Here is a 15,247-nt window from a genome sequence, read left to right on the forward strand (position 1 = left end):
ATCCCACCGCCGAAACCGTTGGTCGGGCCACCGCCGAAACCGTTGGTCGGGCCACCGCCGAAACCGTTGGTCGGGCCACCGCCGAAGCCGTTGGACGACGCGGCACCGGTCAGGTCGGACCAGGCCGGGACGGAACCGCTGGTGCCGTTGGCACCCGGGTATCCACCGCGGCCGCTCTCCAGGGCGAGCGGCTCGCCGAAGGACGGCATCGCGGCCGGGGGCGCGTCGTATCCACCCTGCGCACGGGCGGTCGCCGCGGCAGCCAGGACGGAGACGGGCAGGCCCACCTCAGCGACAGTACCCCGCTCACGGTCGGCCGGGCGCAGCTCGACACGGACGCCGTGCCGGTTCGCCAGCCGGGCCACCACGACCAGGCCCATCATCCGGGAGACGGCGACGTCCACAGTGGGCGGGTTGGCCAGCCGCTCGTTGAGGTCGCGCAGCTGCTCACGGCTGATGCCGATGCCGTGGTCCTCCACGGTGAGCACCGCGTTCTCGCCGACCCGGCGGGCCTCCACCAGAACGTTGGAGTTCGGCGGGGAGAAGGCAGTCGCGTTGTCGAAGAGCTCGGCGACCAGGTGGACCATGTCGTTGACGGCGTGCGCCGCCACCTCGATCTCCCGGTCGATGACGCCGAACTCGATCCGGGTGTAGTGCTCGACCTCGGACTGCGCGGCGCGCAGCACGTCGATCAGGGCGGCCGGCTCGCGCTGCACGCGGGTGGAGTCGGCGCCCGCGAGAACCAGGAGGTTCTCGTCGTTGCGCCGCATTCGGGTGGCCAGGTGGTCCAGCTGGAAGAGCTCGGCCAGCCGGTCCGGGTCCTCCTCGCCGCGCTCCAGCCGGTCCAGGTGGCCGATCAGCCGGTCGACCAGGATCTGCGAACGGCGGGCGAGGTTGACGAACATGGTCGCGACGGAGGCGCGCAGTGCGGCCTGCTCGGCCGCGGTCCGCACCGCTTCCAGGTGGACCGCGTTGAACGCCTCGGTCACCTGCCCGAACTCGTCCCGGCTGCGCACCGGGAGAGGCTCGGCGATCTGGTCGGCGACCTGGGCCGGGGTGAGCGACGCGGAGAACGCCGGGTCACGCAGCCGGCTCACCGCGTGCGGCAGGCCGAACTGGGCCACCGCGAGGGCGCCCTGACGCAGCTCCCGCAGCGAGCGGGCCATCGACCGGGCGACGAGCCAGGCGAACAGGATGGCCAGCAGCAGCATGCCCAGCAGGAGGCTGGTCTCCAGGAACACCGTGCGGTTCGTCGTGTTTCGCAGGTCGTTGGCCCGGGCAACGATGCTCTTGTCGAGCTGTTCCTCGACCTGGCGGAACGTGTTGTCGTAACCGGACATCGCCTCGTCCCACCCGTCGGCGGTGAGGTGCGACCGGGAGATGTCGGTGCCCGGGCTGCTGAGCAGCGGATTGGTCAGGTTGGTGGCAGAGCGCTGGGCCGGGTTCTCGTCCGTCGACTTCACGAACAGGTCGTACTCGCCGTTGGTGGAGACCGCCTTGAGGTTGGCCCGGGCGAGGTTGAAGCCGGTGTCCGCGGTGAGGAAGGACTGGCGGAACGTGGTGGAGAACTCGTTGGCGCCGATCACCTGGTGGCCGATGAAGCGTTCCTCGGACACGTACTCCTTGGCGCGGGCCACCTCGGCAACCGCGCGCAGGCGGTCGCTCAGGCCGCTGTCGGTGGCCTGCTGAGCGGCGACGTCGCGCACCGAGAGCAGGTCGCCGACCAGTCCGGTGTACGTGGTGTCGACGCTCTTCGTGCTCTCCGAGCCGTTGGTGACCTTGCTGCGGTACGCCGCGAGGTCCGCCAGGTTCAGGTCCAGGCGGGAGAGCAACTGCTCGACCCGCTCGGGCTGACCTTCGAGGGCAGCGCGCTGCTGCGAGTACGGCTGGCTGGCCGCCTCGACCTTCGAGTGCTGACCGTTGAACTTCGCGACCAGCGGGTCCGGAACCGCCGCCTTGCTGGAACGCTCCTTCACGATCGCGATCTGCATCGCGTACGACCGCTCGTCCTGCAACTGGTCGGCGAGGCCACCAGCGGCCTCGGCGAGAGCCGCGAGGGTCCGAGTGTTCTCCGCGGTATTGGCTTGGTCGATGTGCTCGATGAGGCCGTTGACGCCGACGATGATCGTCGCGACGGTCGGCACGAGCATGATCAGACCAAGCTTGGACCAGATGGGTAGGTCTCGCAGCCGACCCGCGGGTCGACGCAGACGCGACATGACGCCGTCCGCCTCACTGGGGCGCTTGCTCACGTCACCGTCCTCCTGATTCGGGCCCGGCATTCGGCTCGCCGGGCACCGCGCACGGCCGACTCGCCGGGTCGGGCCCCCGAGATTCCATCACGACGAGTGTCAAAGAGAAAGACCAGGCGGGCACGGACCGGTTGTGTGACGCGATGTTGCAACGTCGCAGTTGGACATCGCCGGTCTGAAATCACTACCTGTAGAAGTTCTTGTATCTCAAGGTCACTCGAACGAGGTCGGCGCGGCGTGGGGGGTGGGCGCAGGCCGACGGGTCGTATCGTAGTCGATCGCGACAGGAGTGACGATGGCTCGGTTCCCCGCGATCGGCAAGGCGAGATGCCGGATTATGCCAAGTTTGTAGGCGGCAGTGTAGCCGAACGGCCGAGGCCGGGATCCGGACAGGTGATTTCGCCTGACGTACGTTCGCTCCTTTCCAGGAAAAGGGCGAAAAGCCGGACTTCAGCCCAGCAACTTGGCGTACGCCGGCTTGATCACCTCGTTGATCAACGCCAATCGCTCGTCGTACGGGACGAACGCCGACTTCATCGCGTTGATCGTCAACCACTGCAGTTCCGCCCAGCCCCAGCCGAACGAATCCACCAGCAGGCTCATCTCACGGCTCATCGATGTCCCGCTCATCAGCCGGTTGTCGGTGTTGACAGTGACCCGGAAGCGCAGGTCGTGCAGGAGCTTGATCGGGTGCGCCGCGATCGACTCGGCCGCGCCGGTCTGCACGTTCGACGACGGGCACAGCTCCAGCGGGATCCGCTTGTCCCGGACGTAGGCCGCGAGACGTCCCAGCACCGGCGGGGCGGCCGCGGTGCCGCCGGTCGCGGTCACCGCGCTCGGGCCGTCCGGCACCGCTGCGATGTCGTCCACCAGCCGGACGCCGTGCCCCAGCCGGTCGGCGCCGCACCACTGGATGGCCTCCCAGATCGACGGCAGGCCGAACGCCTCGCCGGCGTGGATGGTGAAGTGGAAGTTCTCCCGCTGCAGGTACTCGAAGGCGTCCAGGTGCCGGGTGGGCGGGAAGCCGGCCTCGGCACCGGCGATGTCGAAGCCGACCACGCCGGTGTCCCGGAACCGGACGGCGAGCTCGGCGATCTCCTGCGAGCGGGCGGCGTGCCGCATCGCGGTCAGCAGGGTGCCGATCCGGATCGGGGTGCCGGCCGCGGCCGCCTCGGCGCAACCTTCGCGGAACCCGGCATGCACCGCCTCGACCACCTGGTCCAGCGTCAGGCCGCCCTCCAGGTGCTGCTCCGGGGCGTACCGCACCTCGGCGTAGACGACGCCGTCGGCGGCCAGGTCGAGCGCGCACTCCCGGGCCACCCGGCGCAGCCCCTCCTCGGTCTGCATCACCGCGACCGTGTGCGCGAAGGTCTCCAGGTACCGTTCCAGCGAGCCGGAGTCGGCGGCGGCGACGAACCAGTCGCCGAGCCGGGCCGGGTCGGTCTCCGGCAGTTCGTGGCCCACCGCGGCGGCCAGCTCCACGATCGTGGCGGGGCGCAGGCCGCCGTCCAGATGGTCGTGCAGCAGAACCTTGGGGGCTTTGACGATGTCCGAATGTGCAATGGCAGCCATCAGGGAAGCGTAGAGGGAAGACCGGAATGATCGATGGCGCATTGCCGTACCTGAGGTGCCCGGTGTGCCGACTGCCACTCGACCGGGGTGATCGGGCGCTGCGCTGCCCGCGCGGGCACAGCTTCGACATGGCCCGGCAGGGCTACGCCGACCTGAGCGCCGGGCGCCTGCCGCACACCGGCGACAGCGCCGAGATGATCGCCGACCGGGCCGGCTTCCTGGCCGCCGGCCACTACGCCTTCATCGCCGCGGCCCTCGCCGAGGCGGTCCGGACCGCTGCGGACCACCTTCAAGATCAAGAGGCCATCGGCGTACGAGGGGAGGCCGGCGCCCCGCCGTTGATCGTCGACGCCGGCACCGGCACCGGCGACTACCTGGCCCACGTGCTCGACTCCGCCCCCACGGCCGTCGGCCTGGGCCTGGACGTCTCGAAGCCGGCCCTGCGCCGGGCCGCCCGCGCCCACCCGCGGGCCGCCGCGGTGCTGACCGACCTGTGGCGCCCGCTGCCGGTCGCGGACGCCTGCGCCACCGTGATCCTGAACGTCTTCGCCCCGCGCAACGGCGCCGAGTTCCGCCGGGTGCTGCGCCCGGACGGCTGGCTGCTGGTGGTCACCCCGGCCGCCGACCACCTGTCCGAGCTGGTCAGCGCGCACGGCCTGATCCAGGTCGACCCGGACAAGGCGGCCCGGGTGAGCGGGGCGCTGGACGAGCACTTCGCGCCGGCCGGCACGACCACTCTCCGCGCCGGGCTGCGGCTGAGCGCCACCGAGGTCCGCACGCTGATCGGGATGACCCCGAGCGCCCGGCACGTCCCGGTGAACGCCCTGCCCACCCACGACCGCACCGTCACCGCCGCGGTGGACCTGTCGGTCTACCGGCCACGCTGAGGACGGCGCTCCGTCCCGTACGCAAGCGATCGAAGCGGCCCGGAGCGGCCGCGACCTAGACGGAGAGATCGACCTCTTCCCACTCCGGCGGGTCGTCGTGGTACGGGCCGTGGAAGATGACAGCCCACTCCAGCGCCCAGCGCCGCTGCCCGATCGCGTTGCTGTCCACCTCGCCGGGCAGCTGCCGCCCGGCCTGTTCCGCCTCCTGGAACGCCCAGTCCAGGCAGTAGTACAGGTCGAGCAGCACCGCCGCCTCGGCCGCGTCCCGGACCGCGACCAGGGACCGGGACCGCCAGCGGGCGAACGTCTCGCCGGCCGGCAGATCCGGCATCTGGGTCATCAGGTGGTCGTCCGGCGGCACCGTGGGGTCCAGGTGCCGGCCCAGCCCGAGCAGCCAGGCCAGCGCGAAGACCGCGTCGTGGTGCAGCACGAACGACCGGTGGTCGCCCTTGGCGCCGATCACGAACTGCCACTCCGGCGGGGTCACCAGCTCCACCAGGTGCGAGGCCAGCAGCCAGCTCATCGCCGCCTCGGTGGGCATCCCGAAGCAGCGGGCCACCACCACGTGCAGCACCGCGGCGCGGGCCTCCAGCTCGGCGACCGGGCGCAGCTCGACTGTGTCGCCCAGCTCCCAGACCAGCGGGAAGGAGAGGGGCGGCAGCGGCAGGCCCAGACGGGCCAGTTCGTCCAGGCTGGCCTCGCGGACCGCGCGTGGATCGGGAGCGGCCTTCGTCATGGTGCGTCAGGCTATGCGGTCCAGCAGGAGACCGGCAGAGGCGGGGGCGTCGCTTCCGAGCGCGATCGCCGCGGCCGCGTCGGCCCGGGCCGCCTCGATCCGCGACTCGTCGTCGGTGCGCAGCTCCAGCAGCACGTCACCGGCCTTCACCCGGTCGCCCGGCTTCACCCGCAACTGCACCCCGGCGCCGAAGCTGACCGGGTCCTCCTTGCGGGCCCGGCCGGCGCCGAGCCGCCAGGCGGCGACCCCGATCCCGTACGCGTCCAGGGTGGTCACCACGCCGTCCGCCTCGGCCCGCAGCACCTCGGTGTGCGCCGCGACCGGCAGCGGGGCGTCCGGGTCGCCGCCCTGCGCCCGGATCATCGCCCGCCAGGTGTCCATCGCGGCGCCCGAGGCCAGCACCTTCTCCGGGTCCGCGTCCACACCCGCGGCGGCCAGCATCTCCCGGGCCAGGGCCAGGGTCAGCTCGACCACGTCGGCCGGGCCGCCGCCGGCCAGCACCTCGACCGACTCGGCCACCTCGTTGGCGTTGCCGACGGCCCGGCCGAGCGGGGTGTTCATGTCGGTGAGCAGGGCGACAGTGGTGACCCCGCTGTCCTTGCCCAGCCGGACCATGGTGCGGGCCAGCTCCTGGGCGCTCGCCAGGTCCTTCATGAACGCGCCGGAGCCGACCTTGACGTCGAGCACCAGCGCGCCGGTGCCCTCGGCGATCTTCTTGCTCATGATCGAGCTGGCGATCAGCGGGATCGCCTCGACGGTGCCGGTGACGTCGCGCAGGGCGTACAGCTTGCGGTCGGCCGGGGCCAGGCCCTCACCCGCCGCGCAGATCACCGCGCCGATCTCGTCGAGTTGCCGGATGAACTCGTCGTTGTCCAGCCGGGCCCGCCAGCCCGGGATGGACTCCAGCTTGTCCAGCGTGCCGCCGGTGTGCCCCAGGCCGCGGCCGGACAGCTGCGGGACGGCCACGCCGCACGCGGCGACCAGCGGGGTCAGCGGCAGCGTGATCTTGTCACCGACGCCGCCGGTGGAGTGCTTGTCGGCGGTCGGCCGGGACACCGCGGACAGGTCCAGCCGCTCGCCGCTGGCGATCATCGCGGCGGTCCACCGGGCGATCTCGGCGGGCGTCATGCCGCGCAGCAGGATCGCCATGGCCAGCGCGGACATCTGCTCGTCGGCGACCACGCCCCTGGTGTAGGCGTCGACCACCCAGTCGATCTGGGCGTCGGTCAGGGTGTGCCCGTCCCGCTTGGCCCGGATGACGTCGACCGCGGCGAATCCGCTCATGCTTCCTCTTTCCAGCGCTGCGGAATGCCTTCCGGCAGCTCACCCTCGCCCGCCCAGGACAGACCGCCCTCGGCGTCCACCACCACGACCCGCGGACTGCGGACCAGGCCCCAGGCCACCGCGGCGGAGGCGCTCGGGAAGTTCGGCCCCTCCTCCAGGATGCCCTTGTCCTCGCCGGTGCCCGGGGCGCCGGACGAGCGCTCCCAGTACCCGGTCCAGATCGTCTCGCCACCGGACAGGTCCGGGTGCACGAACACCGTGCCCCGCCCGCGCCACTTGGCCAGCTCGGCGGGGACCTCGGGGCCACCGGCCGGGCCGGTCACCTTCGCCATGTCCACCCAGCCGAACGCGTGCGGCAGCAGCTCTTCCATCCGCAGCGGCCGGGGCAGCGCCTCGACCAGCATCTCCGGGCCGCCGTGCTCCCACAGGATCTGCCGGCAGCGCCCGCACGGCATCAGCGGGGCGCCGGTGGCATCCACGCAGGACATCGCCACCAGCCGGCCGCCGCCGGTCGCGTGCAGCGAGCCGACCATGCCGCACTCGGCGCACAGGGTCATGCCGATGGACGCGTTCTCCACGTTGCAGCCCACCACCACCCGGCCGTCGTCGACCAGGGCGGCCACACCGACCGGGAAGTCGGAGGCGGGCACGTAAGCCCGCCGCATCACCTCGATGGCGGCTGCTCGTAGCGCCGCCCAGTCGATCTCCATGATCTCGATTCTGCCCCACTGTCCGGCCTGTCAAAGACGGATGCCCGGCCTCTGGCCGGGCATCCGTTCGCAGGAATTGCCTAACTCTTGACGTACGGAAGCCCATCCGCCGCCGGCGCCCGCACGCGGCCCACCAGACCGGCCACCGCGATGATCGTCGCCAGGTACGGCAGCATGCTGAGGAACTGGTTCGGTACCGGGCTGTTGATCGCGCTCAGGTAGAACGCCAGTTTCTGGGCGAAGCCGAAGAACAGCGCCGCCCCGAACGCTCCGATCGGCGTGTACCGCCCGAAGATCAGCGCGGCGAGCGCGATGAAGCCCGCGCCGGCCGTCATGTTCTTGGTGAAGCTGCCGGTCGCCACCAGCGTGAAGTACGCCCCGCCGAGGCCCGCCACCACGCCGCCGAGCAGCACGTTCAGGTAGCGCAGGCCGCGCACCCGGATGCCCACCGTGTCGGCCGCGGTGGGGTGCTCGCCGACCGCCCGGGTGCGCAGGCCCCACCGGGTCCGGTTCAGCGCGAAGTGGATGACCACGACCAGGATCAACGCGATCCAGAGCAGCAGGGTGGCGTCGAACACCACCGGGCCGAGCACCGGGATGTCGGCCAGCCCGGGGATGCGCCACGCGGGCATCTGCGGCGGGGTGTTGTAGTGCTGCGCGTCCGGCTGCATCAGCCGCTCGTAGAGGAAGCCGGTGATGCCGAGCGCGAACAGGTTCAGCACGATGCCGACCACTGTCTGGTCGACCAGGTAGCGGATCGAGAGCACGGCCAGGATCGCCGCGATGATCACACCGCCGATCGCCGCGCTGATCAGACCGGCCCAGACGCTGCCGGCCAGGGTGCCGATCAGGGCGCCGGCGAACGCGCCCATCAGGAACTGGCCCTCGATGGCGACGTTCACCACGCCGGAACGCTCGCCGAGCACACCGGCCAGCGCGCCCAGGATCAGCGGCAGGGCCAGGTCCAGCGTGCCGCCGAGGGTGTCCTGCAGGGACATGAACTGCCCGGCCACCTGCCAGCACAGGAAGGACAGCACGAAGGTCACGATGCCGGCCACCAGCAGCGCGTTGGACCAGCGCTTGAGCAGGCCGGCCAGCAGCAGGCCACCGGCTACCAGGGTGAGCACGCCGAACAGCACGGCGCCGAACTGGCCGTTGATCGAGAGCGCCGCGCCCTGGGCGTCCTCGGTGAGCGTGAAGCGGGCGTCCTTGTCCGGCGCGAGCGAGCCGAACAGCACGGCGGCGAGGACGCCGAGCAGGATCAGGGCCACGCCGAAGCGGCGCTGCCGGGTCCAGAACGGCTCCGGCGCGGCGACCTCGGCGGGCGCCTCCACAGTCGCGGTCGACATGTTCTCAGCCCTTCGCCGGTACGGCGCCGAGCCCGGCGACGCGGGCGGCACGCAGTTGGAAGATCGCCTTCACCAGGGCGGGTGCGGCGATGAAGATGACGATCAGGGCCTGCAGCACGGTGACCAGCTCCAGCGAGATGCCGGTGAACGACTGCATCCGGTTGCCGCCGGCCCGCAGCGCGCCGAACAGCAGCGCGGCCAGCAGGGTGCCCCACGGGCGGTTGCGCCCGAGCAGCGCGACCAGCAGGCCGTCGAAGCCGATGTTGCCGGCCACCGACGGGGTCAGCGCGTACGCCGTACCGAGCACCTGAGTCGCGCCGCCGAGCCCGGCCAGGCCACCGGCCACGGCCATCAGCAGCGCGTACGTCTTGGCGACGCTGATCCCGGCGGTCCGCGCGGCGTGCGGGTTGGCGCCCACCGCCCGCAGCTCGAAGCCGAACGCCGACCGGTTCAGCAGCCAGGCCACCCCGGCGGTGACCAGCACCGCGAGGACGATGCCCAGGTGCACCCGGAGCACGCCGCCGAACGAGGGCAGCTGCGCGGACTCGGCGACCACCTTGCTGATCGCGTCGGTCCGTCCCGGCTGCTGCACGCCCTTCTGGATCACCAGCCAGGCCAGGAACAGGCCGGCGGTGTAGTTCAGCATGATCGTGGTGATCACCTCGTGGGCGCCGGTCCGGGCCTTGAGCAGGCCGGGCAGGAAGCCCCAGAGGGCCCCACCGAGCGCGCCGGCGACCAGCGCGACGATCAGGTTCAGCACGATCGGCAGGCCGAGGGTGAAGCCGGCGACACCGGCCGCGATGCAGCCGAGCACGGCCTGGCCCTGCGCGCCGATGTTGAACAGGCCGCCGCGGAACGCCAGCGACACCGACAGGCCGGTGAAGACCAGCGGGGCGGCGTAGGTGAGCGTCTCGGAGATCGGCGCGAGCGCGTCCTGCCAGGTGCCGCCGCCGGAGAACCAGGCGCGGAACGCGTCCGGGTCGCCCAGCGCGCCCTTGAGCAGGTCGGAGTAGGCCGAGCTGATCAACGTCCAGCTGGCCTCCAGCGCGTCGCCCGGACGGGCGGTGAAGTACCCGAACTTCGCCAGCACCGCGGAGTCCGAGACCACGATCAGCACGGCGCCGATCACCACGGCCAGCACGATCGACAGGACCGTGACGGTGACGCCGTTGGAGGACCAGAGGTTGCGCAGGAAGACGTTGAGGAACGGCTCCTTCTCGACAGGTGCCTTCTGTTTGGTCGCTTCGGCGGTCACTTCTTCTCCTCGTTGCCGCCGGTGATGCCGGCCATCAGCAGGCCGATCTCCTCGCGCGGGGTGTCCGGCGAGACGATCGCCAGGATCCGGCCGCGGTACATCACCGCGATCCGGTCGGCGAGACCGACCACCTCGTCGAGCTCACTGGAGACCACCAGCACGGCGGTGCCCTGGTCGCGCTCGTGGACGATCTGGCCGTGGATGAACTCGATCGAGCCGACGTCCACACCGCGGGTCGGCTGGGAGGCGATGAACAGGCGCAGCGGCCGGGACATCTCCCGGGCGATGACGACCTTCTGCTGGTTGCCGCCGGAGAGCGTGCCGACCGGGGTCTCCGGTGACTGGCAGCGGATGTCGAACTGGGCGACCCGCTCCTTGGCATTACCGTCGATCTTGTCGAGGTTCAGCCGGAACCGGTTGCCGAACGGGTCCCGGTCGTACATGTCCAGGATCAGGTTCTCCGCGACGGTGAACTCCTTCACCACGCCGTCGTGGCTGCGGTCCTCCGGGACGTAGCCGACGCCGGAGCGCAGGATCCGCTTGGTGCTCTGCCCGGCCAGGTCGTCGCCGTCCAGCTCGATCCGGCCGGCGCGCACCTCGCGCAGCCCCATCACCGCCTCGACCAGCTCGGTCTGGCCGTTGCCCTGGACGCCCGCGATGCCGAGCACCTCACCGGCCCGGACCTCCAGATCCACGCCGTCGACCGCCCGGATGCCGCGGTCGTCGTCGACGACCAGGCCGGCGAGCCGCAGCACCGATCGGCCGGGCTCGGCCGGGCGCTTGTCCACCTCGAGGCTCACCGCGCGGCCCACCATCAGGGCGGCCAGCTCGTCCTCGCTGGTGTCCGGGCGGGCCGTGCCGACCACCTGGCCGCGGCGGATCACGGTGATCCGGTCGGCGATCGCCTTGACCTCTTTGAGCTTGTGCGTGATGAAGACGATCGACTTGCCCATCTCGGTGAGCGAGCGCATCACCGCGAGCAGTTCCTCGGTCTCCTGCGGGGTGAGCACCGCGGTCGGCTCGTCCAGGATCAGCAGGTCGACGTCGCGGGTCAGCGCCTTGACGATCTCCACCCGCTGCTGGGCGCCGACCGGCAGGTCCTCGACCAGGGCGTCCGGGTCGACCGGCAGGCCGAAGCGCTTGGAGGTTTCCAGCACGTCGCGGCGGGCCCGGCGGCGGTCCAGCCAGCCGAGCGGGCCGCCCCGGGTCTCCTCGGCGCCGAGCGCGATGTTCTCCGCCACGGTGAAGACCGGGACCAGCATGAAGTGCTGGTGCACCATGCCGATGCCGGCCGCGATGGCGTCCCGCGGGCTGCGGAACACCTTGGGCTCGTCGTTGACGACGATCTCGCCCTGGTCCGGCTGGAGCAGACCGTACAGCTGGTTCATCAGCGTCGACTTGCCGGCGCCGTTCTCCCCGAGCAGGGCGTGCACCTCGCCCGGTTCGACGGTGATGTCGATGTGGTCGTTGGCCACCAGGTCGCCGAAGCGCTTGGTGATGCCGCGCAGTTCCAGTTTCAGCGGAATCTCCCCGACGTCGGAAATGCCTGGTGGACGGTAGGTTCTGCGGCGTGGCGCCACTCCGGCGCGATTCACCCGGCAGAACCTAATGCGAGCCGCCGCTCAGCCACGGACCCGGAGCCCATGGCCGAGCGGCGGCCGAATGTTACTACCGGTTGGTCACTTCGGCGCGCTGGCCGACTCGACCTTGACCGTACCGGCGACGATGTCCTTCTTCAGCTGGTCCACCTCGCCCTTGAGGGCGGCGTCGACCTTGCTGTCGAACTTGTTGTACGGCGCCAGGCCGACACCGTCGTTCTGCAGCGTGCCGATGTAGCCCGGGCTCGCGGCGAGGGCTTCCTTCTTGGCGCCCTTGACCACGGCCTCCTTGACGGCCTCCTCGACGTTCTTCACCACGGTGCTGAGGAACACGTCGCAGTACTGCGCGGCGCTCTTGCAGCCGTCCTGGTCGACCCAGACGACCGAGACCTTGCCGGCGGAGTCCTTGGCGACCTGCGCGGTGCCCAGGCCGGTGCCGCCGGCGACCGGCAGGATCACGTCGGCGCCCTGCGAGACCAGGGTCTGGGTGATCGTCTTGCCCTTGTTCTGGTCGATGAAGCTGTCCGCGAAGGAACCGTTCTGCTTCGCCTTGTCCCAGCCCAGAACCTGGACGGTCTTGCCCTTCTTCTGGTTGTAGTAGGCGACGCCGTCGGCGAAGCCGTCCATGAAGATGGTGACCGGGGCGATCTTCAGACCGCCGTAGGTGCCGACCTTGCCGGACTTCGAGTACCCCGCGGCGAGGTAGCCGGCCAGGAACGCGGCCTGGTGGGTGGCGAACTGCATCGGGTAGACGTTGGCGCCGGTGCTGTTGCTGTCCACGATGGCGAACTGCGAGCCGGCGCTCTCGGCGGCGACCTTCTTGGTGGCGTCGCCCATCAGGCCGCCGACCGCGAGGATGAAGTCGCACTTCTGCGAGACGAAGTTGCGCAGGCCCGGCTCGTAGTCGGCCTCGGAGGACGAGGAGACGTACTTCGCGTCGACGTTGCTCGACTCGACCTTGGCGGCCTGGATACCGGCCCACGCCGAGGCGTTGAACGACTTGTCGTCGATGCCACCGGTGTCGGTGACCATGCAGGCCTTGTAAGCGGCGGCGGTGCTGGCGCTGCCGCCCGCCGAGGGGGTGTCCGGAGCCTTACCACAAGCGGCGGCCGCGAGCGTCAGCCCACCTGCCGCGAGAACCGCCACGATCCGCTTCCCACGTACTGGGCGCAAGACGCCCTCCTTCCGCTGCACACCGACACTCTCGGTGGGTCTCAGGTCGGCAGCGTAACGGTGGGCCATGTGGTCGTCAGGCGTTCGGTACGGACTGTTGGCGCACCGTTATCGCGCCGCAATCACCAGGCCTTTTGCCTGCCGCTTTCGATGGGTTCGCAGGGGAATTGCCCGGGGGGCCGGGTGACCGGGGATTAATCTTCGCCCTCCGCAACCGGCTTTGATAACGGTTCGTGACGGCTGAGATCACCGTTCGGTCACGGCCGCTTTCTGGTCATCCTCCGCTTGCCTCCGGTACGACTCTCGCCAGGCCCGGATCCCGAGGACGCCGACGATCGTGCCGATCACCAGTGACGCCGTGATCAACAGGGCGTGGACCCAGAGGAACGAGGTGGGCGTGCCGCCGTCGAACGAACGGTCGTCGCGATAGATGGCGACGCCGAAGCGGGGCCAGATCACCCACGTCCACACGCCGACCGCCACCAGGAACGCCGCCCAACGCCGTGTGATCACCACGACGACCAGTATCGCAGCGTCCTCAGCCGCTCAGTCGGGTGGCTATCCGCCGCCAGCCGTCGCGCACCTCGGAGCGCCCCGGGGTGGGCGGTGGCGGCCCGCCGATGCCCTGCTCGGCCAGCAGCTCCTCGCCGGGCTGCTCGGCGTTCTCGGCCGCCGCCCGGACCGCCCCGATCTCCGCGCGGATCGCGTCCGCCGAGTCCAGCGGGAACATCGGCTCCACCACGGCCATCAGATCGTCGTCGGCGACCACGGCGCGGGCCAGGGCGATCGCGTGCTCCCGCTCGTACGGCCCGCAGACCACCGGATCCCAGTCCTCCCGGTCACCGAGCGAGCCGATGGTGACCACCCACGGAACACCGGTGTGCGGCGAGCCGATCGGCGGATGCAGAGTGACGAGAGCGCCCATCGGGACATCATCGCGGGCGGGCATCCCGGATCCAGCGGTTTTGGCCCACGGGGGCCGTTTTGTCGTCAGCTGAGAGGTCCACCACACGTCCGTGCGGGCTGGTCGCCGCCCACGCCGCGCCGAACAGCAGCAGCTGGTTGAACAGGTAGAGGTAGACCAGCGCCCCGACGGCCGAGCCGACCAGGCCGTACGCCGGGTTGCGCTCGACCATCCCGACGAACGACTTGCCCACCGTGTTGAGCAGCATCAGCCCCACGCCGACCTGCAGCACCGGCGGGGCCATCCGTCGCGCGGTCATCCGCAGCCGCGGCACGGCGGCCAGCAGCGCCGCCGCGAACAGCATGTTCACCCCGAGCGTCAGGATCAGGCTGACCACCGACAGGGTGGTCCGGAAGCCGCCGCCGGCCAGCCAGTCGAGCAGCTGCTCCAGGCCGTAGACGGCGGCCTGGGTGAGGGCCAGCAGCAGCAGGACGCCGATCAGCACGAGCAGGTCGACCCCCTGCCGGACGCCGATGTAACCGGGCTGCTCGCGCAGCCGCCAGATGAGCCGCTGCGAGGAGCGGATCGCCTCGACCCAGCCGATGCCGGTGAAGGTCAGGCCGACCAGGCCGACGATCCCGACCGTCTTCTTGCTGTCCAGGATGGCCTGCACGTCGAGGAACGGCAGGTTATGCCGGAGGAAGTCGCCGACCAGGTCGAACAGTTCGGTGTTGCTGCTCAGCAGGAACCCGAAGACCGAGTAGCCGATCAGCAGCAGCGCGAAGATCGCGAAGAACCCGTAGTACGCGATGGCGGCGGCCAGCCGGCCACCCTGGACGCCCTCGTAGCGCAGGATCGCCCGGCACAGGTGGTCGAAGGAGCGGGAGCGGTACCGGATTGCCATGATCCGGGCGGCGGCCGCATCGTACGCCCGGTCGACTGCGTTCACCGGGCGACCGTAACGGACGACACAGCGGACCGCTCAGTCCCCTCGCTCAGCCACCCAATGGGAAGTCCCGGCGGGGCCGCCACGGGCCCTCGCCACCGTGCGAGAACAGCGTGAAGGAGGCCACCGGGAAGCGCGCGGAGAAGCCGGCCAGGTCGTCGAAGACCGCGTCCAGCGCCTCCGGGGCCACGTCCTGCGCCACCGTGACATGTGGATGATACGGAAAGCGGCTGTCCCGCTGGATGTCCGGCGAGCGGGTGATCGCCTCGGCGAGCAGCTCGCACTCGCTGATGCCCATCGCCAGGCTCACGAAGACCACCTCGGTCACCGGCCGGAACGTGCCGGTGCCGCGCAGGTGGACGACGAACGGCGGCTGCGCCGAGGCGACCGACTCCAGGTGCTTCTCCACCGCCGGCAGGGCGTCGGTGTCCACCTCGGTCGGGCCGAGGAGCGTGACGTGCGCGGGCGTCCAGGCGGCCTGCGGGTCGCCGGCCTCCGCGCGCCTGCGGGTGAGCGCCGATCCCCAGGGTTCCGGGATGTCGATCGCCACGCCGATACGCGTCCGAGCAGGATGACCCATA

At 70.8% G+C, this 15,247-nt stretch carries 14 protein-coding genes; 1 reads left to right on the plus strand and 13 read right to left on the minus strand.

All coding sequences use genetic code 11. The features are described from left to right. Together Asi03nite_RS31170 and Asi03nite_RS31175 are read right to left on the minus strand one after the other, a co-directional pair. Window positions 1–2,252: sensor histidine kinase (locus Asi03nite_RS31170; protein ID WP_203684088.1), on the minus strand; the 2,252-nt coding region annotated here is incomplete at its 3' end. 450 nt (window positions 2,253–2,702) lie between these two features. After that, entirely contained in the window at window positions 2,703–3,824 is a 1,122-nt protein-coding gene (locus tag Asi03nite_RS31175; protein WP_373872189.1) for an adenosine deaminase, read from the minus strand. A gap of 26 nt (window positions 3,825–3,850) precedes the next feature. Here Asi03nite_RS31175 and Asi03nite_RS31180 point away from each other — a divergent pair, with 26 nt between their 5' ends. Beyond that, on the plus strand, window positions 3,851–4,711 hold the full coding sequence (locus Asi03nite_RS31180) for a putative RNA methyltransferase (RefSeq protein WP_203684089.1): 861 nt from the start codon (window positions 3,851–3,853) through the stop codon (window positions 4,709–4,711). Window positions 4,712–4,766: 55 nt separating this feature from the next. Here Asi03nite_RS31180 and Asi03nite_RS31185 read toward each other — a convergent pair whose 3' ends face one another. The 11 genes from Asi03nite_RS31185 to Asi03nite_RS31235 all read right to left on the minus strand — a co-directional run bounded on the left by Asi03nite_RS31185 (window position 4,767) and on the right by Asi03nite_RS31235 (window position 15,246). Beyond that, a complete protein-coding gene (locus tag Asi03nite_RS31185; RefSeq protein WP_203684090.1) occupies window positions 4,767–5,447 on the minus strand; it encodes a DUF4272 domain-containing protein in 681 nt (226 codons plus the stop codon). Window positions 5,448–5,453: 6 nt separating this feature from the next. Then, a complete protein-coding gene (locus Asi03nite_RS31190) occupies window positions 5,454–6,731 on the minus strand; it encodes a thymidine phosphorylase (protein WP_203684091.1) in 1,278 nt (425 codons plus the stop codon). Next, window positions 6,728–7,441, minus strand: a complete 714-nt coding sequence (locus Asi03nite_RS31195) for a cytidine deaminase (protein WP_203684092.1) — start codon at window positions 7,439–7,441, stop codon at window positions 6,728–6,730. Before Asi03nite_RS31195 ends, Asi03nite_RS31190 begins: the two co-directional genes overlap by 4 nt. A gap of 80 nt (window positions 7,442–7,521) precedes the next feature. Beyond that, entirely contained in the window at window positions 7,522–8,790 is a 1,269-nt protein-coding gene (locus tag Asi03nite_RS31200; RefSeq protein ID WP_203684093.1) for an ABC transporter permease, read from the minus strand. A 4-nt stretch (window positions 8,791–8,794) separates the two neighbouring features. Continuing rightward, window positions 8,795–10,045: an ABC transporter permease gene (locus Asi03nite_RS31205; protein WP_203684094.1), complete on the minus strand. Its 1,251-nt coding sequence runs from the start codon at window positions 10,043–10,045 to the stop codon at window positions 8,795–8,797. Continuing rightward, window positions 10,042–11,640 carry an ABC transporter ATP-binding protein gene (locus Asi03nite_RS31210; RefSeq protein ID WP_307834041.1) on the minus strand — a complete coding sequence of 533 codons (1,599 nt, stop codon included), beginning with the start codon at window positions 11,638–11,640 and terminating at the stop codon, window positions 10,042–10,044. Before Asi03nite_RS31210 ends, Asi03nite_RS31205 begins: the two co-directional genes overlap by 4 nt. An 84-nt stretch (window positions 11,641–11,724) precedes the next feature. After that, window positions 11,725–12,816 carry a BMP family lipoprotein gene (locus Asi03nite_RS31215; RefSeq protein ID WP_239103051.1) on the minus strand — a complete coding sequence of 364 codons (1,092 nt, stop codon included), beginning with the start codon at window positions 12,814–12,816 and terminating at the stop codon, window positions 11,725–11,727. Between the two features lie 246 nt (window positions 12,817–13,062). After that, window positions 13,063–13,332, minus strand: coding sequence for an SCO4848 family membrane protein (locus tag Asi03nite_RS31220; RefSeq protein WP_203684096.1), 270 nt, complete (start codon window positions 13,330–13,332; stop codon window positions 13,063–13,065). Window positions 13,333–13,354: 22 nt separating this feature from the next. After that, a complete protein-coding gene (locus tag Asi03nite_RS31225; protein WP_203684097.1) occupies window positions 13,355–13,741 on the minus strand; it encodes a hypothetical protein in 387 nt (128 codons plus the stop codon). A gap of 7 nt (window positions 13,742–13,748) precedes the next feature. Further along, the gene (locus tag Asi03nite_RS31230; protein WP_203684098.1) at window positions 13,749–14,669 is read right to left on the minus strand and encodes a YihY/virulence factor BrkB family protein; all 921 of its coding nucleotides are present in this window, start codon (window positions 14,667–14,669) and stop codon (window positions 13,749–13,751) included. A gap of 46 nt (window positions 14,670–14,715) precedes the next feature. Then, window positions 14,716–15,246, minus strand: a complete 531-nt coding sequence (locus Asi03nite_RS31235) for a 2'-5' RNA ligase family protein (protein WP_203684099.1) — start codon at window positions 15,244–15,246, stop codon at window positions 14,716–14,718. Window position 15,247: the final 1 nt, after the last annotated feature.

It is taken from the genome of Actinoplanes siamensis, assembly GCF_016862395.1.
Classification (GTDB): domain Bacteria; phylum Actinomycetota; class Actinomycetes; order Mycobacteriales; family Micromonosporaceae; genus Actinoplanes; species Actinoplanes siamensis.